We start from the raw sequence: 22,954 nt of genomic DNA, 5'->3' as shown, positions 1-22,954 counted from the left end.
ATTGATTTTTGCAAATTTTTTTCAGCGCATTTTCAGACAATTTTCAAGGAAGCCGAACTGCCAGCTCAACCAAATGTCAAAGTACCTGAAAAATAGGCCTTCCAGAGGTTTCGGCACCCATAAGAAAGGAAATAAAAAGTTAGTTTATATATGTTGCAGAGAAAGTGTATTTGTCCTGTACCGAACCTTTTGCCGAATCGGGATAGACAATTGTGAAATCTCCGGACATTTGCGTGCCCAGGTTATTGATATGCCCTTCGCCTTTTAACAATTGTATCTTTGAACTACCCAGAGGCTGATTTTTCGGGAAGACAAAATTATCCTGCGTGGAAACAACATATGATTCAATCAGTATCGAATCTATCCCATTTGCGAGATAGCCTATCTCCATCGCGATGCGTGCTGATGCATTAAACGAGGCATCACCCAGCAGGCCATTAAAGTTCAGGAAAGTTACAGACTCAGCGCCCTCAGTAACCGTCACCTCGTATTTTTTCTCAGGTCCGGATACCGGATTATTATTTGACGATATCAGCTGCTGAGAAAAAGACCATTTCCCCAGGTAAGGTGTTATAGCTTTCTTTTCGCAATATTGCCCGGTATAACCGGTGGTACAATCACACGCACCACTGATACATATCCCGTTGTTTTTACACTCAATACCTTCGCAAGGGTCGATGTATGTATACTTAGGCTTGTTACAAGCCGTATACACCACTGAAGAAAAAAAAGACATAATAATCACTGCCGTCGCTATAACACTCTTAATGCGGGTCAACATGCTAATATTTTATTTCATACAAAAATAACGCAATTACCTTGTCCACGTATAACCGACATTAGTAATTACATCCTTCTGACTTAAAGAATACAATCCCGTGACTTTGGCACCATCATCGCTAAGGAGGCCATTGCCGGATGCCAGCTTAAAGCTGTCGTTCAATACCCGCTCCATGATCGTAAAGGTCTTATACCCACTCCTATAACACTTTACGGTATCCAGTGTATCCGCAAAATTGAGCAGGTAGAAAGTATCAGTATAACCGGCATATACTACAGACACATCATATTTATTGAGTACTGAATCTTTTTTATCCGTTTCAACACTGCTCCAGTTACCCTCGTACTTCTGGTACCATTGTTTTTCGCACATATCCCCTTCGTAACCAAAGGTACACGCACATTCACCTCGCACACATACCCCCTCATTCTCACATTGAACAGAAGTACACATATCCTGAATACATCCGTTGCATAACAAAAGCCCTATACATAGGCTATACGACAATAATATTTTTACGAACCCGGGCATGACTTAATATTAGTAGATCCTTACCTGTAAGACCTGTCCAAACGATGCTTTTAACATTAGTTTTTTATACTAAGTATGTTATGCTTATATTTACAGCTAACAGGTAACTTCATTTATGCGGCGTAAAGCTACTTATAAATTTATTCTATTTTTCAAACTGTGCTTCTTACTGAACATATACTGTGTTCAGGCACAAACTGCCTATATCCCCAACAGCTTTACCGATACTATGCTGTGCGTAAACGCACAGTTCAGCGTGCCTATTGCAGTTACAGGCAGTTTTAACATGTCTAACTTTTTCACGGTAGAGATGTCCAATTCAGCCGGTAGTTTTTCCAGTCCTGACACTGTTGGTTATTATTATGGCGTGGGTTCAGGCACTGCTTACTGTTTATTACCGGGTAGTATTGGTGCAGGCACCGGCTACCTGTTTCGTATACGAGCGTTGTCACCCGCCTATACATCGGCACCATTCAGTAAAACAATACGCGTATCCAACTTTCCCACTGTAAATGCCGGGGCCAATGGCCCTCTTTGCGAAGGAGACACGGTACACATGACGGCCAGCACCCCCAATGCCTCTCCTTCATTTAACTGGACAGGCCCCAACAGTTTCAGCAGCAGCCAGCAGAACCCCAATATTTACAATGCTACAACTGCCGCCAAAGGAACTTATAAAGTGTATGTAACCAGCTATATGTGCACGTCTTTCGACACGGTACAGGTGGTGGTTACCCCAGCACCGAAAATAGATTCAGTAACCAATACATCGCCTGTATGTGAATATGATGAGCTAAACATCAACGTATGGGTCAACCTGCCAAATATTCCTCCCCCATCATGGACCTATCCTTCGAGCGTAGTGAAGCAGGCCGGGGGTATCTGGTTTGAACATACCAAACCTTCGGATGGCGGGATGTACTTTGTAAAAGTAACAATAGGTAACTGCTGGGATACAGGCCATACCTATGTAACCGTAAAACCACTACCCGATACCCCCAAAGCCACCAGCAACAGCCCGATATGTGTAGGCGAAACGCTGCAGCTGAGCGGCAGCACTACCACGCAGGGAGTAACTTACAGGTGGGAAGGCCCCAATAGTTTTGCCGCAAATGGCGCCACGGCCAATAAAAACAACATTGCCAAAACAGATGAAGGTGATTATTTGCTATATGCCAAAAAGAATGGCTGCGAATCCAGGCCTGGCTCAACTAAACTTGACGTAGGCATACCATTGGTAGCGCTGGCGATAACAGGAGACACGACGCTTTGCCCGGGCGACAGGCTACTGCTGAGCGCCAAAACAAGCAACCCTGCCGGTATTGAATGGAAAAAAGATAATGATACATCTGTAATAAGCATCCTGAGAACGCTGAGCATTTCTCCTGTTAAGGCTACCGATGCCGGAACTTATTCTGTAACACAGGAAGAAGTAGGCTGCAAATCACCACCAACATACATAACCGTAAAGATACCTGACATAAGGACACCCCAACCAGAAAATAACGGCCCTCTGTGCATTGGCGAAACGCTGAACCTGAGCATTAAGCCAACACCTGATGGTACCTATGCATGGACGGGGCCGGGCGGGTTTGCATCAAATGCACAAAACCCTGCGCTGGCTGATGTTACAGAAGCGACAGAAGGCACTTACATTATTAAAACACAACTGGAATACTGTTCCATTACCGATAGCACCAGTGTTGTTATAAAACCTATGCCCGAAATAAAAAGTATCAGCAGCAACAGTCCTGTATGCACAGCTACAATGCTGGAATTATATACTGAAAGCACCTTGCCTAATTCCAGTTTTGAATGGACCGGCCCTAATAACTTCAAGTCGGACAAACAGAATCCCACCGCTCCTTTTGACGGAAGTATGGCCGGAACCTACCAGGTACGTACCACTACAGACAAGTGCATCTCAGCACCAGCTATGACAGAAGTAGAAATGCGTGAGGGTCCCGGGGGATCGGTAGCACGCAGCAACAGTCCTATAAACGAAGGAGCTACTCTTGAATTATATGCCAATAACGACAAGGACAGCGTAAGTTTCTCCTGGAAAGGACCTGATGGTTTTACATCGGACGAACGTAACCCGGTAATACCGATAGCAACCTATAGGAACAGCGGCGAGTATGAACTGACCAGTAGTTATAATGGTTGTACCACCACTACTACTACTATTGTTAGTGTTAAGGATATCCTGGGCATTACGTTAGACCTGTACCCCAATCCTAACAAAGGAAAATTTACAATTTCTGGTATTACCCAGACGGATGAAACATTAACGATGAATATTTATAATCACCAGGGTATGATCGTACATAAAAGTTTCATACAGCCAGACAGGTCAAAATTCGATACTGTTGTAGACCTGGGCAACACGGCAAGTGGAGTATATATATTGCAACTTATTTCAGGTATAGAAAAAAGAACTGTACGTTTTACGGTTATACAGCAATAACAGGCTGCAACATTAACATTCTTTAAAGGATATTGGCACAGGGCTTGCATTATCATCTGAAGTGAAATCAGTCATTTACTACATATTACTATTACCTATAGCTCTGCTCTTGCATGACGGCGCCCTGGCACAGGAGACAGCGCCTGATACACAGCTACATGTAACCCTGAAACCCGTGTCAATTAAAGCTGAGCGGGACTGGGCAAATGATACAGTGCGTTATAAGTATAACCAGATGAAGTACTATGTTACTACCGTAATGCCGTATGTGCAGGAAGCTGTGAACTTATATGAAGACCTTGAAGTAAAGACCGGGCAAGGAGGCATAAGCCGAAAAGAACGCAGAGCATATGTACACCAGCGTGAAGATGAACTAAGAGAACAGTTTGATAAAGAGGTAAAAGCGCTGAATGAAACGCAGGGTGTGCTTATGGTGAAGCTAATAGCCAGGCAAACGGGTGTGAATATTTACGATATGCTGCTTGAATATAAAAACCCGGTAGCAGCCACCAAGTGGCTGGGCTGGGCCAGGCTGCATGGTTTCAACCTGAACAGGCAATATAACCCTGACGACAATATCATGCTGGAGAATATTATGGATGAACTCGGCTATCCGCTACCCTATTTTTATAAAGAACATGAAATACTGACCGCCAATTAGCCTACTATCCGTAACTTTGCGGCGTTATGAAAGTGAACAAGACAAGTATTTTCCTCATTGTATTTTTCCTGATACTGGCTTCAGCATTTGTTACCTATTCACTCAGATATTCAAAAAAGCCGGATACACTGCCCGTAATAGGCTCAAACACCGGCCATCATGTGCAACCGTTCAAATTTGTGAACCAGGAAGGCGACACGATAACCAACGAAGACCTGAAAGGCAAGATATATGTCGTGGAATACTTCTTCACAACATGCAAAGGCATATGCCCGAAAATGAATGAGAATATGAGTAAAGTGTACGAGGCTTTCAGGGGTAATGATATGGTGAAGATACTATCTCACAGCGTAGACCCGAAAAAAGATACAGTAGGTGCTATGAAGGAATACAGCCTGAGGTTTGAAGCTGACCCTGAGCAATGGATGTTCCTTACAGGAGATAAGAAAGAACTGTATGATGCCGCCAGGTACAGCTACCTGATCAGTGCAGAAGATGACACAGCAGGTGTTGAGATAGAAAGCGACTTTATTCACTCAGACCGGTTTGTACTGGTTGACAAAGATGGTTTCCTGCGTGGCCGTTTCTACAAAGGAACTGACATGACTGAAGTAAATCAGTTGATCGGAGATGTAAAGAAACTATTGAAAGAGCAGGAGTAACTCAGGCATTCATGGTCCAGCCCAGCAGGAGCCAGCCCAATACGATCAGTGGAGAAGGTATTTTTGTAAAGAACAATATACAGAAAGTAATAACAGCCACTACAACGTTCGTCCACTCAAACGACATAGTCTGAAACAATACCACACCCGAAGCCCATATAATACCGACAATAGCGGCATTGATACCTTCAAGCGCACGAAATATCACTACATACTGCCGCAGATTCTGATATACCGGAAAAAGGAAAAAGAGCAATAGTGTGCTTGGGAGAAATACCGCGAAGGTTGCCACTATGCAACCAACTGCCTGCCACACCGCGCCATAAGGGCTCATGACCATCCCCCCCACATAAGAACAGACCGCAAATACCGGCCCCGGTACTGCCTGCACCATACCATACCCGGTAAGCAACTGCTCGCCCGACATAAGCGGAGACAAACCAAGGTGCAAGGGACGATTGACAAACTGGAACAACATCATGGGCATAAGTGCCTGACCACCACCGAACACAATAGCACCGAAACGATAAAAGTTCTCGAACAAATTGAACAACTTGGCATTCGGGAAACTGTACATATTTGCCGCCTCACTAAGCACCCCCACTACCAGGAATATGGCTACAAATATCCACAGGTTCATCCACTTAACAGGCTTAGGTTTTTCTTTACTGTCAGGTATACGCCTGTTGCTGAAATTGCTGATCACGCCCGACAGCAGTAACAACAACGGAAACACCCATGGAAACTGCACGAAAAAAGTTACAATAGCACAGCCTGTCATAATAGCCCATGTCGCGACATGGCGTACACTGCTTTTCATCATCCTTGCCGCAGCATAAAAGATAAAACCGACAGACATCGGTAGCACATACTTGAATAAATTGGTACTTATCTCCTTTACATCTATGTAATATATCAGGAATGAGAAAGCCCCCATCATGGTAGCTGCCGGCAATATCCATAATAACAAGGCAACAATCGCCAGGGGTATACCCCCTCTTTTATAAGCTATCAGCGTAACCGTCTGTGTGGAAGAAGGCCCCGGCAGCATCTGGCAAAAGGCATTGTATTCCATCAGTTCTTCTTCCGATACATCCTTACGTTTCTGCACGAAGGTGCGCATCATCATACCTATGTGCCCCTGTGGCCCGCCAAAAGCAGTAAAGGAGTACAACAGTACAGACCTTAAAAATGGTATGTGCCGCAAAAACATAGGCTAAGTTGGTGATTCTGCCGAAAATTACTTACAAAAAAGGGAATTACATAAAGTAGAAAAATACACGCATGTTTCGTATCTTGCGGCGTAAATTTCTATATAAATGGAATCTGTACTACTCAACGCATTTTACGATACAGTTCAATATGGCTTAGGTATGACGCTTTGCTATATCTTCATCATACTGATGACCTTTGAACTATTATATGTAATGTCAAAATATCTGGGCGGGGACAAAAAATAACCCCTTCCCTTTACATCCTTTTACGACTTGAAGGACCTTGCAGAAATAAGAAGAGACTACCAACTGGCAGCTCTTGACGAGACGACCGTCGGGGATGATCCCATAGCATTTTTCACGCGCTGGTTCATGGAGTGCAGGGAGGCGTTGATAGATGAGGTCAATGCCATGACACTTGCCACTGTAGGCCCGGACGGCAAACCTGACGCACGTATCGTTCTATTAAAAGGCCTGGAAGACGGGGCTTTTGTTTTTTTCACCAACTACAACAGTACCAAAGGACAAAACATAGCACACAATCCAAATGTGTGCCTGGTATTCTTTTGGAAGGAACTGGAGCGACAGGTCAGGATATACGGCCAGGCCTCAAAGCTGCCACCCGAAAAAAGCGATGAATATTTTCACTCCCGCCCCGAAAGCAGCCGGATAGGCGCCTGGGCTTCACCGCAAAGCTCAGTCATACCTGACAGGGCTATACTGAACGACAACTACTACCGTTACGAACAAGAGTTTGCCGGCAAGCCTGTTCCCCGCCCGAAACATTGGGGAGGGTATGGTGTGCAACCATACAGTATCGAATTCTGGCAGGGGCGAAGCAGCCGCATGCACGACAGGATACTGTTTACAAGTACAAAGGACGGGCAGTGGAAAAGAGAGCGGCTGGCCCCATAAAAAATCAAAGCAAGTGCTTAGAGTATATCGATCGCTCATCCACATATAAAAACACCATTAACGTGTAGAGTGATAATTATCAACACGTTACATCAGTTAACAACAAGATAACGAAGTTAATACCCATTTGTTAATCATAAGGCATAAATTTTGCAAGAATCCGGGTTGAATCCATTGTTAATCTCCTGTGGATAACTTGTTAATACCCTGTGAATAAGTTATCCACAAAGCTTTAGCATGTAAGGAAACGAACGTATTTTGCGTATTGTATTTTAAGGCGGGTAAAATGTGTAGAAGTCGCTGTAATACAGTGTTATCTATACTCTACTGCCAAATATGTTGAAATATCGTGGTGATATATAAGCAAGAGAGAGGGAGCCAGCGACTCCCTAACTGCGTATATAGCACTTTGTGGATGAATTGAAAATGTAGATTACTAACCCAATTAAATGCGACAGCTTATGCGATCGACCCCAATATTAGCTGCAATGGCCCTTGTGCTGTTGATAGCATCTTGTGCCGCACCGCAAAAGACGATATACTTTTCTGACAATGTACCTTTAGATCCTCATGTGCAGGTTGAGAACATTGAAAAGCGGAAAGAGATCAGCATACTGCCCGGCGATATACTGGCCATAAACGTCACCTCTATCAGCAGTATAACCGCAGGCGCAGGAGGGACAGGCGACCCAGTAGTCATCTTCAATGAAGGAGGTACCACTTACAACATCAGCTCGAGTATGGGTTCTGCCGGCTCGGGCGGAGGTTCGAATAAGGCATTTCTTGTAGACGAGAATGGTTTTATTGATTACCCGGTGTTAGGCAAAGTAAAAGTATCCGGCCTGACCTTAAGGGAAATAAAAGACCAATTAGGCAAACGCCTGGTCGATTTCATATTGGAACCTGTAGTGGAGATACGCATCATCAATTACAAAATTACAGTATTGGGCGAGGTAGGCCATCCGGGCTCTATCATCGCCTCGAATCATAAGATCAGCGTTATTGATGCCATAGCCCTGGCAGGAGATATACCTATTACGGGAAGGAAAGATAACGTGATGATAGTGCGCGAAACGGAAGGCCGCAGGGAATATGCACGCCTGAACCTGAACAGCAGGAACGTTTTCAGCAGTCCCTATTTTTACCTAAAACAGAATGACTTAATATATGTGGAACCGGCAAGGATAAGGAGGCAGGAAAGCAACGAGTTCCTGCGTTTCTACCTGCCAACATTTACATCATTGCTATCTGCAGCGATCGCAATTTATGGTGTAACACAAATTGTTAAGTAAGGCGTGAGCCAATAAGAATGGAGCAGAACCAACAGCAAATACAAGCAAGGCTACTTAACCAGCTCAACTCGAGTTTCGACTTCAAGCGATTGTTCGGGGCGCTGCTGACCAATTGGTATTGGTTTGTACTTACGCTGTCTATAACTCTCACAGCAGGCTTTCTGTACCTGCGCTATACTACTCCGCAATACGCCATTAACAGCTCCATACTTATGGAGCAAAACAAAGAAGATCCGGCACAAAGCCTGCTGAATAAGATCGATCCGGGTAATGACAAATCCAAGGTCAACCTTTTTAACGAAAAAGTGATACTGCAGTCGCAGGATATGATATTCAAAGTGATCGACTCCCTGGATATCAATATACGTTACTGGGCTATAGGCCGTGTAAAAGAAACGGAACTGTACAAGGAATGTCCGATAAAAATAGTATTTGACGAAAAAGGATTTCTTGTCGGCAGCAAGCAGATCACTATCCGCCAGATAGTAGAGGGACAGTTTGAACTGGTAGAAGGCGAAGCATCAGAACGCGTATTATACGGCACGTGGATCAACCGCAAATGGGGACGTTTTAAAATTCTCTACAACGAAGGCCCTGAAGTGAACAGGGGTTTCCTGGAGTCTACCGACTTTATTGTAAACATAGAACATCTTGAAGTAGCCGCCGGCAGAATAGGTGGTAAGTTTGGCGTAGACCTGCAGGACGGCCGTACCAGCCTGCTGGACCTGCACTTTACAGATAATATCCGGGAGCGTGGTGTAGACTTCATGAATACGCTCATATACTTCTACCAGAAAAACGAACTGGAAAGTATCAACTATACTGCGCAGAAAACACGAGAGTTCATTGAAGACAGGACAGCGAGTATCAGCAACAACCTGCAACAACTGGACTCATTGACCGTTGATATACAGAAAACAAATGATGTTGTAGATGTAAAAGCCGAGACAGCAGACCTTATGGGTAAAAAGTCAGCATCGGAAACACTGGTAGATGAACTGACCCATAAAAAGAACATCATTGAAACGCTGAAGAACAGCCTTGAGAATCCGTTTGGAAGTGAATATGAAGTAATAGCCGGGGCAGAAGTTACAGACCCATCGCTAAGCGGCCTGATACAGGACTATAACCTGGCGATACGCGAAAGAAGTTTACTGGCACGCAACTGGGGCAAAGCCCACCCGCAACTGCTGGACAAAGAAAGTGAGATAGCAGCTATACGCAAACGTATTATTGACGCCTGCGAAAAAGTACTGAAAAACCTGAATCGCGAACTGGCCGTAGAAAGGGAGAACCAGCGCGAAGTATCGGAAAAGATACGTCAGGCCCCTGAAATAGACAAAGAGATAAACCAGGCCAACAGGAACTACCCTGTACTGCAAAGCATCTACCTGTTGCTGTATCAAAAGTTGGTAGAGAACGAGATATCTGTTTATTCAGCTACCAACAAATCAAAAGTAGTAGTAGTACCATATGCATCAGGTGCACCCATAAGTCCTGTTCCTAAAAGGATATACATGATGATGTTCCTGATAGGTATATTGATACCGGGGTCTATTGTTGTGTTGCGCGAGGTGATGAACAATAAGGTCATCAATGAAAATGATATTGAGTCGCAAACGTCTATTCCGCTTATCGGTTCGATAGGCAGAGTAGAAGGTACTACTGATAAAGAAAATGCAATTGTCGTTGGTCCGCACGTGCGCACAGGAGTTGCAGAACAATTCAGGCTGATACGCGCCAACCTTGAGTTTATGTCAGGGGCGAAGAATAACAGCCGCATATACATGGTAACATCGAGCACCAGTGGTGAGGGTAAATCGTTCATATCTATCAATATGGGTATCACGATGACACTGGCGAAAAAACGTGTTATCATTCTTGAATTTGACCTGCGTAAACCTAAGATAGCCCACTACCTGGGCCTGCCCAATGATGGTGGTATCAGCGGTTACCTGGCTGGGATGTGCGGTATGGAAAACGTGATAAAAGCATCGGGTATTCACGAGAACCTGTATATCGCCAACTGCGGTGCCATACCTCCCAACCCTGGAGAATTGCTTGTTTCAGACAAATGCCGCCAGTTGTTTGATGAGTTATCAGAAATGTTTGACGTGATCATTGTAGATACTGCGCCGATAGGTATGGTGTCAGATGCATTGATATTATCACAATATGCAAGTACTAACCTGTTCATTATCAGGCAATCTTACACAGTAAAAGACCAGGTAAGGATGTTTGACGTACTGCACAAGGATGGAAAGATCAAAAATCCGGCTATCATATTCAATGGTGTGGAGTTCCTTAGAAAATACGGATACGGATACGGCGGTAGTTCAGGCTACGGATACGGCTATGTGTACGGATACCAGGCTGGTGGCTATGGATATTACAACGACGACAAGAGCAAAAAGAAAAAGAAGAACATATTCAAACGGTTTTTTACTAAATAAGAGAGAGGAGCAGTAAAATACCCGTTTCAGTTATTTGCATGTTAACAAGAGAGATACGATAGGCCCTTCTTTAATGAAAGGAATATCATTGCAGAAATAAATTAGTTACATATAGCTGATGAAATTGAAAAAAAGAAATGCGCTTTCGTACGTCGCGAAGCTCTATAATATATTCAACCGAAAACAAAAGAAGTCATTTAACTGGCTGGTATTCTGGACGTTTATCAGTTCTATAACTGACCTTCTGGGCCTCTCGCTGATCATACCTGTTGTGGGCCTGGTTATGTCTGAGTCGTTTTACGAAACTGTTGCTACCAACTACCCTTTCCTCGCCACCTTTTCCAAAAACGAATTACTGGTATATACAGTTGCACTCTTCTTCCTGATGATAGTCGCCAAAAATGCCTTCGGTCTGCTGATCAATTGGCTACAGGTAGCATTTGTGCGTAGGCTGTATGTTAGCTCTTCAATGAACGTGCTAGGCAAAGTATATGACCGCAGTATGCTGGACATGCAAAAAGAAACATCTAATGAACTGGTGAGTAAACTTACCTATTACCAATCTGCCTTGTGCAGCAGTGCTGCCATATCCAGCCTGATACTTATCAACGAGGCAATAATCTTTATACTAACAGGACTTATTATATGCTTGTATAACTGGCAGCTGTTCTTCCTGCTTATTGGCGTTTTAATTCCTATCATGGGTACATTTTATGCCAAAGTGAAGAACATGATACGCGAGGCAGGTGAAGAAAAAAGCAAGAACAGTATCAAACTGTATGCGTATGCACAGGAGATGATATTCGGTTATACCGATATAAAAATAGCAGGTACAGAAGACCGCTTTAAAAACCGCTTTCACGACTTCGCAAAAAGATACAGCCATAACCAGGCACAGATAGATTTCATGATGTTCATTCCTACACGCATCATAGAGATAGCCATATTCATGTGTATTATCCTGATACTGGTGTATGGCGTGTTTGTACTGAAGGATACTGAGAAGATCATTACAACCGTTAGTTTATTCTCTGTGGTAGCTTACCGTAGTATACCCTCCATCAACAGGTTTGTTATTTCAATGAATAACCTGACCTCTACCGGTTTCATATTTAAAGATGTAGACTTTACACCAACAGAGGAAGAGGATATTGTTAAAAAAGACAGTAAGGAAATCACACTGACCCATAGCATAAAATTCAACCATGTTGGCTACAAATACCCCGGCAGTGATACTGATATACTGAAAGACTGCAACCTGACCATTAAAAAAGGTGAGGCCATAGGTATAATAGGGCGTTCAGGTGCGGGAAAATCTACTTTGGTAAATAACATACTTGGCTTTTTATACCCTACCAGCGGGGATATACATATTGACCAGACACAACTAACCAGGGACAATGTGCATAAATGGTGGGAGATACTTGGCTACGTAAGGCAGGAGGTATTTGTTATGAATACAACCTTTAAAGAAAATATAGCAATAGGCGAACCCAGAGAGCAAATAGACCCTAAGCGTTTGGAGCGGGCCATACAATTGTCCAGCCTGAAGGAACTGGTAGACTCGTGGCCTGACAAAGAAGAGACCATGCTGAACGAACGCGGCAACAATCTTTCGGGCGGACAGAAGCAAAGGATCGCCATTGCACGTGCAATATATAAGGGTGCGCAGATACTGATATTTGACGAAGCTACTTCTGCATTAGATTCAAAAACAGAAGAAGAAATTACCAACTCTATACGTGCGTTAGGCGAAGAACACCTGACTGTAATAATTATCGCACACAGGTATACCTCATTAAAATATTGTAACCAGATATACAGGATAGACGGTGGAACAATCACCGAGCAACTGTCCTATAAAGAATTAATGACCGCTGAGCAGCATGCTCACTAAAAGAAATAGCAACTATGAGTAAGTTGGTATCCGTTGTTGTACCTAACTATAACTGTGCTGAGTATTTGGATAAATGCCTGGAACACATTGTGAACCAGACATACACCAATATTGAGTGCATTGTATGCGACAACGCATCTACTGACAACTCTTTAGACATCATCAACAAATGGGCAGCCAAAGATACCAGGATAAAGGTGCTGACCACAGAAGTGAACCAGGGAGGATTGAGGTGCTATAACAGGCTGTTCTTTGAAGCGAAGGGTGATTATATCATGATACAGGACTCCGACGACTGGTGTGACCTTCAGAGAGTGGAGAAGCAGGTAGCAGTACTTGACAGCCACGATGTGGGTTGCTGTATGACCAACTCTATTTTTTATTATAGTCATATAGATCCTGAATATCCTGAAAGGCCAGGTTCCGGGCCTGCAGATATGCGCAAAGAAGACTGGGCGCCGGCCACGATCATGTTCAGGAGGGAAGTATTGAAAGAAATACCCGGTTATAACCTGTACTGGGACCGCGTGACCAGCTATGACAACTACTTCATCATGGATATCATCAGCCGTTATGGAGGATATTACCTGGACGAGTACTTGTATTTTGTATGGGCCAGGCCTAATTCAGACCATCGCAGTATAGACCTCGATGAACCAAACGCGCTGAGAAAAATAATTGCTTACGATGTATTCCAACAGCTAAAGAAACAGAGACTGGAAACCGGCACTGATTGGCTGAAGGAAGGCAATATAAAAGCACTGGAGCAATATGAGCAAAAATTGATGCACAATAAAAACTACCTGGCTGATAAGGTGAGAGCTTTTGCATGCATACAAATTGACAACGGCAACTTCGGCAATGGGTGGGCGCTTTTAAAACAAGCCATGTCTATAGCACCGCTTTTCATTAAGAATTATCAATCGCTCCTGTACCTGGTAAGGGCCAGGGTGAAAAACAACGCTGAATAAAACGAAGAGTATGAAAGTAAGTATCATAATGTGCTCTTATAATTGTGCCGAATACATAGGCAAAGCTATTGAGTGCATACTGGCACAAACGTACAGCAATTGGGAACTGATCATCAGCGATGATACATCGAAAGATAATACGGTAGAGCTGATCAAGCCCTACTTACAAGACCCCCGTATAACATTATACCAACAGGAAAAAAACCTTGGCTATGTAAAAAACAAGAACTGGGCTTTGCGCAAAGCTACCGGGGAATTAGTGACACAACTTGACTCCGACGATATGTGCCCGCCTGACAGGATAGAAAAGCAGGTAAATGTATTTATCAAACACCCTGAGATAGTGATATGCGGTAGCGACTTTCAGGCGATCGGCACCGACGACAAACCACTTAATGTACAGGAATTCGATTCTTATGCACAGGAATATACAGAAGATTTCCTTGTGTATGACTTACAATTGCAGTACCCTTTCTGGTTTCCGGGCCTGATGTGGAGAAGACAGCTTTTTGACGAATTCGGTTATTTTTCCGAATACTTCAATGGTATTTACGGGGACGATCACTACTGGACATTCAAAGTAAACCATAAGTACCCGATATACTTTTTAAAAGATTGCCTGTATTTCTACCGCATTAACCCCGGGTCCATTACAAATGTATTGGACGACCAACGGAAACTAATAGCCCAGGATATCATTGCTGAGTTATTCAGGTTGATAAACGAAACAGGTACCGACTGGCTGCAACAAGGCAAACCTGAAGAAGCCAAGGCATTTGAACAGGCATTGTTCAACAATAAACCATTAATGGCCAAAAGGTACCGTATGTGGGCAGCGAAAGCGATTGACAAGAAGAACTGGAAACAGGCCAAAGACTTGTTAGGCAAACATTTCAGCTATAGCAAAACTGACACGGAAGGATACAGGACCTTATTTTATTATTTGCGCCGTAAGTATTTATCATAACAATGAAGATCGTACTGGCATCAGAAGTAATACATCCGGGAGGCGCAGAAACCTTTATACTGCGCCTGGCACAGGCATTGCATAACAACGGGCACGATGTGCGTGTGTTTGTATTCTACAACCAGCTGTTGAACTATGAACTATGCAGGCTGATAGCTCCTGACGTGCAAGTAACGCCCGCGGCAATACCGGTATACAAACTATTAAGCAAAATAGACGGCCTGCTGTTCAGATTAAAAATAGATATCAGCCTGAGAGATAGTTATATTCGTAAAACACTAAATAAGTTGATAAAAGAACAGGGCACAGAAGTAATACACAGCCACCTGCTTAAGGTGGACAAACTTTGCCTGGACGTATGTACACCCCTTAATATACCTGTAGTTAATACCATACATGGCGATTACCTGCAATTCTTCAACAAAACGAAGAACAACATACCCATACCATTACTGAACTACCCTACAAAAGCACCACACAACCTGCAAAGACTCGCTGCCACTGTTTGTATCTCGGATAAACAGACAGCCTTCTTCAAAGAACATTTCCCCAACGAAACGGCTAACAAAATAAGTAAAATATATAACGGATATACCGGTGAAGTCACAGAGCAACCCGATGTGTTGAAGCAACAGCTCGGCATCAATGATACAGACTTTGTATTTGGCATGGTATCGCGCGGTATACCTGAAAAAGGCTGGCAGGTTGCTATTAACGGGTTTCTCAAAATGAACAATACCAAAAGCCACTTAGTTTTAACGGGTGAAAGTGGCTACCTGTCGGACCTGAAAGAAAAATACAGCACAGAGAAAAGAATACATTTCACAGGACATTCAGATAACCCAATCAACTGGATCAATATTTTCGATGTAGGGTTGTTGCCCTCTACCTACCCTTCTGAAAGTCTGCCAACAGTGATCATTGAATACCTGTATTGCCATGTGCCGGTAATAGCCAGCGATGCAGGTGAAATAGTAAATATGACAGGCCAGGCACAACACCCTGCAGGGCAGATAGTAGCCATAGACAATGGTGAGGTGAGCGTTGACAAGATAGCAGCAGCCATGAAACGATATTTGGATACCCCGGCACTGTATGACGAGCATAAAAACAACACGGGTTTATGCTACCGGATGTTTGACATGAACAAATGTGTGGAAGCATATACCGAAGTATACCAAAAAGCCATAAACCGATAACTGTATAGAAAAATAAACAATTATGAGGTTTGCAATAAGAGACGACGATACCAACTACTACACGCAACCGGAAGACCTGGAACAGTGTTACAGTGATATTTGGAGTGACTTTCCCCCTACACTCAGCCTCATATCAAAGGTAAAAGGGAACTGGCTGTATTGGGTGCACCAGATATACAAAGACAAACAAAATACTGACTGGGCAGCCTGGGATAAAGACAATATGCCCAACCCGATCGAAAATAACAACTCACTGGTAGCCTTCCTGAAGGAGAAAATAAAAGAAAGGAAACTGGATCTATCATTTCATGCTAAATATCACAGGAATGGCGACCCGGAATTACCTGAAAATCGTAGTAATAACTACGTAAGAGGCGCTGAATTTTTTACTACCCGCGACCTGACCGATGAGATAAAAGAAGAAATAGCACACCTGAATAAAATATTAGACTGCGACATAAGTGTATTCACACCACCTCAAAATCTTTTGAGTGAAATGGGATACAAAGCCGTTCTTAATGCCGGGCTGAATCTTTGTGGTGGGGGTATACCATTCTATAAAAAAGAAAAAGACCTGAAGGGCTTGTATAACATAGCAAAGCAATTAACTTTCAAGGTTCTACATCGCGAGTCTGACTACCCGCGTGTGGTCAGGTATTCGAACCACAATGAAATTGCCTATCATTACCCATTGCAACCCACAACAAGGTTAGATACATTGATATACGACTTTGATATGGTGCGCAAATACAACGGCGATTTTGTATTGTCTACACACTATGTAGAGTTTGACTACCCTATGGTATATGACGAAACAATAACCATGAAAAAAATATTACTGGACTTTCTGGACCATGTATCGAAATACAAAGTTGAAAAAATGACCTTGTCAACAATGCTTAAATAACAATAGCAGGACTATTATGAATAAAGGAGGAAAAATATTGGTTGTATCTTTTCAATCGCTCACAGCGACAAGTGGACAAGGTATGGCCAGGCTGGGGCACGCATTGTCTAAAGAACTGCATAAACGCGGTTTATTAAAGTCATTTGTCGTTAATTCTAAAGGAAAGTTTGACACACCCTTCCCTAGCGAACCTGTTTCTTTCTTTTCGAGGTATTATCTCTTCATCCTGAATAAGATCAATAGTTTTTACAACTTTCAGACCCACGGCTTCAGGTTCATACAGGAATTATTATTCGACTTTTTCTGCGCTATGAAGCTGAATAAGTCCATCTCAATATTATTTGTAACGCAACCCTACCTGAAACGCACTTTCAAAAAAGCCAAAAGCCTTGGTATAACCACGATACTGTTATCAGGAACACCCGAGGATGATTATATATACGATATCGTAAGTGAGGAGAACAGGAAACTTGGATCGAAAGAAATAGATGCCTATACGTATGACAGGCGTAACAGGTACTTCAAAGAATCTATGAAAAACCTGGACATAGCCATTGGTTTCTTCCCAACTGTCTATAAAACCTACAAAGAGTCGACTGCTTTTAAAGGAGAAGCAGTAAATATGACCGGTCATATGACACCCGATTTCCCTTTTTATGATGTTAAGAACAAGAAAAAAACAGGAGGAAAATTTGTTGTAGGATTCATGTCGTACGTAGTAGTCTTAAAAGGTCTACAATACCTGCTGGAAGCCTGGGAGGAAATAATAACTGAACATAACCTGCCTGATATAGAACTGGTTGTAGGCGGGCCACTCAATCCTGTAATGCATGATTATATAGAAGAACATTATGACAACGTAAAACAGGTGAGGTTTGCAGGCCATGTTCATAATATAGCTGCTTTTATGCAAGAACTCGACCTCTTTGTCGTTCCAAGCCTGGTAGACGGCGGGCCTATGGCCGCACTTGAAGCTGCACATTACGCGGTACCTGTATTAATTACTGACAATGCGGGATCGAGCGAGTTAATAAGCCGAGGTGATGGTGGCGGCTATATAGTACCTATAAGGGATGCTAAAGCTATAAAAGAAAGTATTTTATGGGCGTATCACCATAGGGAAGAAAACGCACAAAAAGGCCTTAACGCGAAACAAAACCTGACAGACTATAACTTCGACGAATACATTGTCCACTTAAGTGATTACCTGGAAAAGATGCTCAATGACTAAGCAGAAAAACATATTACTTATCGGGTCGGAACTTGGCAAGGGTGGCGCAGAACGTTCTATATCGTTATTGAGTTATCATCTTGAGCGGTTAGGCTATAACGTGACATTGTGTATTTTATCAGGTAAAGACCGGACACGTTATTACAAAACCTGCAATGAAATAATATTCGTTGACCCACCCGGAGGCACCTCAATTTATAATAAGATAAAAGCATGGCGTTTCCGTATCAGGAAAATAAAAGAGATCAAACAACAGAACAATATCGATGTCTCGATCAGTTTTCTCGAAGGGCCTGACTATGTAAACGTATTGACCAAAGGCAGGGAGAAAGTAGTACTGAGTATCCGTGGCTCTAAAATGTTCGACAAAGTCATCAGCGGATTCATGGGGCAAGTGCGCAAAAAAGTATTGATACCTTTCCTGTATAAACGGGCAGACAACATAGTATGCGTTACCCAGGCATTGGCTGATGAGTTAAATACATATTTTGGTATAAACTACGATAAGCTAAGAGTAATATTCAACTTCTATGAAAAAGAAGAAATATTCGCAAATGCGAGTGTGCCACTGACTGAAGATGAAGGAAAAATATTCTCAAAGAAAGTCATCATCACATCAGGCAGGTTGCATGTGGCTAAAGAGCATGATAAACTGGTAAGAATACTTAAAAAAGTAAAAGACCATGTTGATGCACGGCTAGTAATACTTGGAGATGGCGAATTGCATGGCGAACTGACTGAATTGGCAAGATCACTTAACCTGAAGCCATACGATTGGGATGGCACATACCAGGATGCAGATATATACTTTATGGGATTTCAGAAGAATGCATTTAAATTCTATCAACATAGTAACCTTTTCGCCCTTACCTCTTCATGGGAGGGGTTCCCGAATGTGCTGGCAGAAGCTATCATTTGCGAAAAACCTGTAGTGAGCACAGATTGTCCTACCGGGCCCAGGGAGATATTAAATGTGGCCGGCTTAGGCCCTAAACCTACAGAACAACTGGTCAGGACACCTGTAGGCTCGCTCTTACCCATGTTACACGACATAACAGACGAAATAATTGATACCTGGACAGACGAGATAAATTACAGGTTAGATAATCCCGTACCTTCGACCGAAGAATTCAATAAATTATCAGACAGGTTTGCTTTGGAAACCCTGTTGGCGAAATGGCAGGATATCATTGAACACTAAAATCAAAACAATTGAATATACTGATAATAGACAACTCCATAGCTTTCACAGGTGCGTTTAAATGTGCCGTAAATGAGGCTGATCTGTTATCAGAAGAGCACAAATTTATCTTTGTGATCAGCGATCAGAGTAAACTCAAAAAGACCCTGCAAGACAAGGGAATAAAAGTTTACAGATTACCGATGGTAGAGATCAAACGTTCTGTACCGATTCTTCTGCTTTACCCTATCATGTTGTTGCGAAACGCTGTTGCTTTACGAAGCATTGTACGTCATGAAAAAGTAGATATCGTACAAGTTAATGACTTTTACAATATGCTGGGTGTGATGCTTAAGGTAATGGGTTACAAGGGTAAATTACTTACCTACGTGCGTTTCCTCCCTTCTGTAATGCCCGGTATATTCCGGAAAATATGGATCAGGTACGGGTTGAAGTATTCTCACAGAATGATAGCTGTTTCTGACGCAGTCCTGAAGCAACTACCGCCTCATCCAAAAGCTGTAAGGGTATATGACCCTGTGCAACTCACAGAAACTGAACCAGAAAAAACGGTTCGTGACAATAAGGACATTTCAATACTTTACCTCTCCAATTATATAAGGGGGAAAGGTCAGGATGATGCATTGGCCGCATTTATCAAAGTCTATGCTACGCACAAGAATATAACATTAACCTTTATGGGCGGCGATATGGGATTAGAGAAAAACGCTGCTTATAAATCTGAGCTCGAGATGATGAGTGCACGGGCTGGGTTAACCGGCATTGTAAAATTCGATCATTTCAATGCTAATGTAGAATCTGCGATCAAGGCTGCAGATATCGTTCTGAATTGCTCAGAGGCAGAATCATTTTCTATGACATGCCTGGAAGCTGCATATTATGGTACGGCATTAATAGCTACAAAATGCGGTGGTCCTGAAGAGATCATTAACAACGGTAAAACAGGCATAACAGTACCGGTAAAAGATGTAGATGCGATAGCTGAAGCATTAACACAACTAATAACAAACTCTGAACTCAGGAGCGAATTTGCTACTAAAGGAAGAGCATATGTACGAGAGAAGTTCAACACGGAACAGTATCGGAAAGAGATGCGACAAATAATATCTAACAGTTAAATGAGTAAAAGGAAACTGAACATATTATTTATGGTGCCCTACCCGGTAAGGCACGCACCCTCGCAACGGTTTCGCGTAGAGTTATTCGAACCGTACATACAAGAAGAAGGTGATATCAATTATGACATAGCACCGTTTATGGATGCCCACACCTGGCATATACTTTACAAGGAAGGTTCTGCTTTGCAAAAGGCAACCGGGATAGCTAAAGGATACCTGAGAAGGCTGAAAACTGTATTGTTTGATATTCATCATTACGACTGTGTTTTTGTACACCGTGAAGGGGCTCCTATGGGACCTCCTGTATTTGAATGGATAGTGGCAAAGCTGTGGCGTAAGAAGATGATATATGATTTTGACGACGCCATATGGATACCTAATACGAGCTCAGAGAATAGCCTGGCAGCTATGCTCAAAGCCTTTTGGAAGGTGAAGTATATCTGCAAATGGTCGCATACTGTAATAGGAGGTAATGACTACTTATGCAATTACGCCCGCAAATACAATGACAATGTTGTATTGATACCTACCTGCGTAGATATGGACCGTATGCACAATGGCATTAAGGAACATACCGAAGGGCAGGTAACTATCGGATGGACAGGCAGTCATTCTACCATTCCCTACCTGGATGAGATTATGGATGTACTGCAATATGCGGAACAAAATCTTGGTACAAAATTCATTTTGATAGCTAATAAAAAACCTGACTTACCACTTAATAATTGGGAATTTATCAACTGGAATGAGACAACCGAAATAAGCGACTTGCTTAAAATTGATGTAGGGGTAATGCCACTGAAAGACGACAACTGGAGTGAGGGAAAATGTGGTTTTAAACTGATACAGTACCTTTCGCTAGGCATACCGGCAATTGCCAGCCCCGTAGGAGTAAATAAGGTCATCATTGAAGAGGGTGTAAATGGATTCTTGTGCACCACAAAAGAAGAATGGATAGCAGCACTTAAGAAACTGGCAACAGATACTGAACTCAGAAAAAAAGCCGGAGCAGCAGGGCGCAATAAAATGCTGCTTGAATACAGCATATCCGCCAACAAAACCAGGTTTATTCAGGTACTCCGTGCATAAATATCGCCACTTTCTTACGGCTGATAAGACTAAACGAAAGCAAGTTAACCTGTATCGGGTAATGTTTATAATAAATAAGTACCAATGTAAGACCGTAGAACGGCAGACATGGGATACGATAACGTGAAAGTGTCCCAAAATTACCCGAAGATATGCCCACCGCAAACGCAAATATCAATGTAAATATGAGGCAGAATTGTATCGTAGGATCTGCTGATATAGTTTTCCATATCTCTTTAAGCCCGATTGACAGGATCACTTTTATGGTCACCAGGAGGAAAATAGTTGCTTCCAGTGCGTTGATGAGCTGAAGAGCTTTACGTGTTTCCCAGAGATAGGGCCTGAATAATGTTACGTTCACAGCAGCAGGAAACTTGCTGAGCATGCCTGCGGCTGTAGGGCTCAGCTCTCCCAGGTTATAAGCACTACCTTCATCACCTGATTGTTCCTGAATATAACTACTGATAAGATAGGATGTCTTCGCAATTTTGTCCAGAGAATATTTACCAAACACTTCGGAGTACTGTTGCATGACAATAACGAAACCACCGGCACAGATAGCGAACACAGCAAACTTCATAATAAAACGTGCAAAGCCGTTACGTATCATGTGAGAATAGGATGCCAATATCCAGAATATAATAGCCGGTATAAACGCGATAAGAATGTATAGCTTGATGGTTGCCAGAAGAAAAAAAGACAAAGCTGTAATAGCCACTGTACGGAACCTGAAGTCCCTGTTGATGAGCAGACGGAATGCTCCATAGGTCATCCACCCGAGACTAAACATACAGATAGTGTCTTTAAAGATACCCGACCCCCACATGATAGTACTGGGAACAAACAGAGTTGCAATAGCTATGTACCTCGTATATTCAGGGAATTTTGTTGCAAACGTTCTGAACAAAGCCCAGATACCGGAAAAAGCAATGGCTGCTATGATAACAGCCGTAGGTAAAAAGGTGTTGAGTGTAAATAGCATGATAACAGCGACTATCGTACACACCGTATACTCAGCAGGAGCCTGGTACCAGTCCATTTGTGTAATATACTTGGTATAGCCTCCTGCATACCACTCTGGTATCCTGAAAAGCATGTTGTACCATTTCGTAAAACTTTCGTCCATCGCACTGTTAATGATCTTTGCGTGCCAGTGATACAAGGCAGTGTCCCCCCATCCATAATAATAACGGTAAATAAGACTGATACCGATAGCCCCGCCTACCTTAAAGATCAACCCGGACATAAAATACTTCCTCCATGGATGACCAACGGGATATCTGCGTTCACGAATCTGGTAAGCGATGAAAAAGATAGCTACCAGGTAAAAAGGTAGTAACAAAAAGTCCAGAAATGTTATAAATTGCCGCCAATCTGACTCGTACATCGTCTCTGATT

At 42.8% G+C, this 22,954-nt stretch carries 20 protein-coding genes; 16 read left to right on the top strand and 4 right to left on the bottom strand.

Features of this window, described 5'->3' with window-relative positions:
* Positions 1–139 precede the first annotated feature (139 nt).
* Both H6550_05680 and H6550_05675 read right to left on the bottom strand, forming a co-directional pair.
* Positions 140–781 carry a calcium-binding EGF-like domain-containing protein gene (locus H6550_05680; protein MCB9045612.1) on the bottom strand — a complete coding sequence of 214 codons (642 nt, stop codon included), beginning with the start codon at positions 779–781 and terminating at the stop codon, positions 140–142.
* A gap of 33 nt (positions 782–814) precedes the next feature.
* Positions 815–1,234: a hypothetical protein gene (locus H6550_05675; protein MCB9045611.1), complete on the bottom strand. Its 420-nt coding sequence runs from the start codon at positions 1,232–1,234 to the stop codon at positions 815–817.
* A 193-nt stretch (positions 1,235–1,427) separates the two neighbouring features.
* On the opposite strand from H6550_05675, the gene H6550_05670 reads away from it, so the two are divergent.
* The 3 genes from H6550_05670 to H6550_05660 all read left to right on the top strand — a co-directional run bounded on the left by H6550_05670 (position 1,428) and on the right by H6550_05660 (position 5,102).
* Positions 1,428–3,779: a T9SS type A sorting domain-containing protein gene (locus H6550_05670; GenBank protein ID MCB9045610.1), complete on the top strand. Its 2,352-nt coding sequence runs from the start codon at positions 1,428–1,430 to the stop codon at positions 3,777–3,779.
* A 61-nt stretch (positions 3,780–3,840) separates the two neighbouring features.
* Positions 3,841–4,440 (top strand): DUF4294 domain-containing protein, encoded by a 600-nt coding sequence (locus H6550_05665; GenBank protein MCB9045609.1) that lies wholly within the window; start codon positions 3,841–3,843, stop codon positions 4,438–4,440.
* 26 nt (positions 4,441–4,466) lie between these two features.
* Positions 4,467–5,102, top strand: a complete 636-nt coding sequence (locus H6550_05660) for an SCO family protein (protein MCB9045608.1) — start codon at positions 4,467–4,469, stop codon at positions 5,100–5,102.
* Between the two features lies 1 nt (position 5,103).
* Here H6550_05660 and chrA read toward each other — a convergent pair whose 3' ends face one another.
* On the bottom strand, positions 5,104–6,315 hold the full coding sequence (gene chrA, locus H6550_05655) for a chromate efflux transporter (GenBank protein ID MCB9045607.1): 1,212 nt from the start codon (positions 6,313–6,315) through the stop codon (positions 5,104–5,106).
* 106 nt (positions 6,316–6,421) lie between these two features.
* On the opposite strand from chrA, the gene H6550_05650 reads away from it, so the two are divergent.
* From H6550_05650 to H6550_05590, 13 genes are all read left to right on the top strand, one after another.
* Entirely contained in the window at positions 6,422–6,562 is a 141-nt protein-coding gene (locus H6550_05650; GenBank protein ID MCB9045606.1) for a hypothetical protein, read from the top strand.
* Between the two features lie 27 nt (positions 6,563–6,589).
* Positions 6,590–7,231, top strand: a complete 642-nt coding sequence (gene pdxH / locus H6550_05645) for a pyridoxamine 5'-phosphate oxidase (GenBank protein ID MCB9045605.1) — start codon at positions 6,590–6,592, stop codon at positions 7,229–7,231.
* Positions 7,232–7,692: 461 nt separating this feature from the next.
* Positions 7,693–8,523: a polysaccharide biosynthesis/export family protein gene (locus H6550_05640; protein MCB9045604.1), complete on the top strand. Its 831-nt coding sequence runs from the start codon at positions 7,693–7,695 to the stop codon at positions 8,521–8,523.
* Positions 8,524–8,540: 17 nt separating this feature from the next.
* On the top strand, positions 8,541–10,976 hold the full coding sequence (locus H6550_05635; GenBank protein MCB9045603.1) for a polysaccharide biosynthesis tyrosine autokinase: 2,436 nt from the start codon (positions 8,541–8,543) through the stop codon (positions 10,974–10,976).
* 118 nt (positions 10,977–11,094) lie between these two features.
* Positions 11,095–12,873 carry an ABC transporter ATP-binding protein gene (locus H6550_05630; GenBank protein ID MCB9045602.1) on the top strand — a complete coding sequence of 593 codons (1,779 nt, stop codon included), beginning with the start codon at positions 11,095–11,097 and terminating at the stop codon, positions 12,871–12,873.
* 14 nt (positions 12,874–12,887) lie between these two features.
* Positions 12,888–13,844 (top strand): glycosyltransferase family 2 protein, encoded by a 957-nt coding sequence (locus H6550_05625; protein MCB9045601.1) that lies wholly within the window; start codon positions 12,888–12,890, stop codon positions 13,842–13,844.
* 10 nt (positions 13,845–13,854) lie between these two features.
* Positions 13,855–14,811, top strand: coding sequence for a glycosyltransferase family 2 protein (locus tag H6550_05620; protein ID MCB9045600.1), 957 nt, complete (start codon positions 13,855–13,857; stop codon positions 14,809–14,811).
* 2 nt (positions 14,812–14,813) lie between these two features.
* On the top strand, positions 14,814–16,010 hold the full coding sequence (locus H6550_05615; GenBank protein ID MCB9045599.1) for a glycosyltransferase family 4 protein: 1,197 nt from the start codon (positions 14,814–14,816) through the stop codon (positions 16,008–16,010).
* A gap of 22 nt (positions 16,011–16,032) precedes the next feature.
* Complete coding sequence (locus tag H6550_05610; protein ID MCB9045598.1) at positions 16,033–16,917, top strand: hypothetical protein; 885 nt, start codon at positions 16,033–16,035, stop codon at positions 16,915–16,917.
* 16 nt (positions 16,918–16,933) lie between these two features.
* The gene (locus tag H6550_05605; GenBank protein ID MCB9045597.1) at positions 16,934–18,148 is read left to right on the top strand and encodes a glycosyltransferase family 4 protein; all 1,215 of its coding nucleotides are present in this window, start codon (positions 16,934–16,936) and stop codon (positions 18,146–18,148) included.
* Positions 18,141–19,349 carry a glycosyltransferase gene (locus H6550_05600; GenBank protein ID MCB9045596.1) on the top strand — a complete coding sequence of 403 codons (1,209 nt, stop codon included), beginning with the start codon at positions 18,141–18,143 and terminating at the stop codon, positions 19,347–19,349. The genes H6550_05605 and H6550_05600 overlap by 8 nt, the downstream gene beginning before the upstream one ends.
* Before the next feature lie 11 nt (positions 19,350–19,360).
* Positions 19,361–20,467, top strand: a complete 1,107-nt coding sequence (locus H6550_05595; GenBank protein MCB9045595.1) for a glycosyltransferase family 4 protein — start codon at positions 19,361–19,363, stop codon at positions 20,465–20,467.
* A 15-nt stretch (positions 20,468–20,482) separates the two neighbouring features.
* Positions 20,483–21,556, top strand: coding sequence for a glycosyltransferase (locus H6550_05590; protein MCB9045594.1), 1,074 nt, complete (start codon positions 20,483–20,485; stop codon positions 21,554–21,556).
* On the opposite strand, the gene H6550_05585 is transcribed toward H6550_05590, so the two are convergent.
* The gene (locus H6550_05585; GenBank protein MCB9045593.1) at positions 21,534–22,943 is read right to left on the bottom strand and encodes a hypothetical protein; all 1,410 of its coding nucleotides are present in this window, start codon (positions 22,941–22,943) and stop codon (positions 21,534–21,536) included. The genes H6550_05590 and H6550_05585 overlap by 23 nt on opposite strands.
* Positions 22,944–22,954: the final 11 nt, after the last annotated feature.

It is taken from the genome of Chitinophagales bacterium (genome assembly GCA_020636495.1).
Classification (GTDB): Bacteria; Bacteroidota; Bacteroidia; order Chitinophagales; family Chitinophagaceae; genus UBA5543.
This window is presented reverse-complemented; position numbering and strand designations above follow the sequence as displayed.

What these genes read in the sequence shown, in the direction of transcription:
- H6550_05680 (MCB9045612.1), bottom strand. Translation starts at nt 781, where the DNA reads ATGTTGACCCGCATTAAGAGTGTTATAGCGACGGCAGTGATTATTATG.
- H6550_05675 (MCB9045611.1), bottom strand. Translation starts at nt 1,234, where the DNA reads ATGTGTACTTCTGTTCAATGTGAGAATGAGGGGGTATGTGTGCGAGGT.
- H6550_05670 (MCB9045610.1), top strand. Translation starts at nt 1,428, where the DNA reads ATGCGGCGTAAAGCTACTTATAAATTTATTCTATTTTTCAAACTGTGC.
- H6550_05660 (MCB9045608.1), top strand. Translation starts at nt 4,467, where the DNA reads ATGAAAGTGAACAAGACAAGTATTTTCCTCATTGTATTTTTCCTGATA.
- chrA (MCB9045607.1), bottom strand. Translation starts at nt 6,315, where the DNA reads ATGTTTTTGCGGCACATACCATTTTTAAGGTCTGTACTGTTGTACTCC.
- H6550_05650 (MCB9045606.1), top strand. Translation starts at nt 6,422, where the DNA reads ATGGAATCTGTACTACTCAACGCATTTTACGATACAGTTCAATATGGC.
- H6550_05640 (MCB9045604.1), top strand. Translation starts at nt 7,693, where the DNA reads ATGCGATCGACCCCAATATTAGCTGCAATGGCCCTTGTGCTGTTGATA.
- H6550_05635 (MCB9045603.1), top strand. Translation starts at nt 8,541, where the DNA reads ATGGAGCAGAACCAACAGCAAATACAAGCAAGGCTACTTAACCAGCTC.
- H6550_05630 (MCB9045602.1), top strand. Translation starts at nt 11,095, where the DNA reads ATGAAATTGAAAAAAAGAAATGCGCTTTCGTACGTCGCGAAGCTCTAT.
- H6550_05625 (MCB9045601.1), top strand. Translation starts at nt 12,888, where the DNA reads ATGAGTAAGTTGGTATCCGTTGTTGTACCTAACTATAACTGTGCTGAG.
- H6550_05620 (MCB9045600.1), top strand. Translation starts at nt 13,855, where the DNA reads ATGAAAGTAAGTATCATAATGTGCTCTTATAATTGTGCCGAATACATA.
- H6550_05615 (MCB9045599.1), top strand. Translation starts at nt 14,814, where the DNA reads ATGAAGATCGTACTGGCATCAGAAGTAATACATCCGGGAGGCGCAGAA.
- H6550_05610 (MCB9045598.1), top strand. Translation starts at nt 16,033, where the DNA reads ATGAGGTTTGCAATAAGAGACGACGATACCAACTACTACACGCAACCG.
- H6550_05605 (MCB9045597.1), top strand. Translation starts at nt 16,934, where the DNA reads ATGAATAAAGGAGGAAAAATATTGGTTGTATCTTTTCAATCGCTCACA.
- H6550_05600 (MCB9045596.1), top strand. Translation starts at nt 18,141, where the DNA reads ATGACTAAGCAGAAAAACATATTACTTATCGGGTCGGAACTTGGCAAG.
- H6550_05585 (MCB9045593.1), bottom strand. Translation starts at nt 22,943, where the DNA reads ATGTACGAGTCAGATTGGCGGCAATTTATAACATTTCTGGACTTTTTG.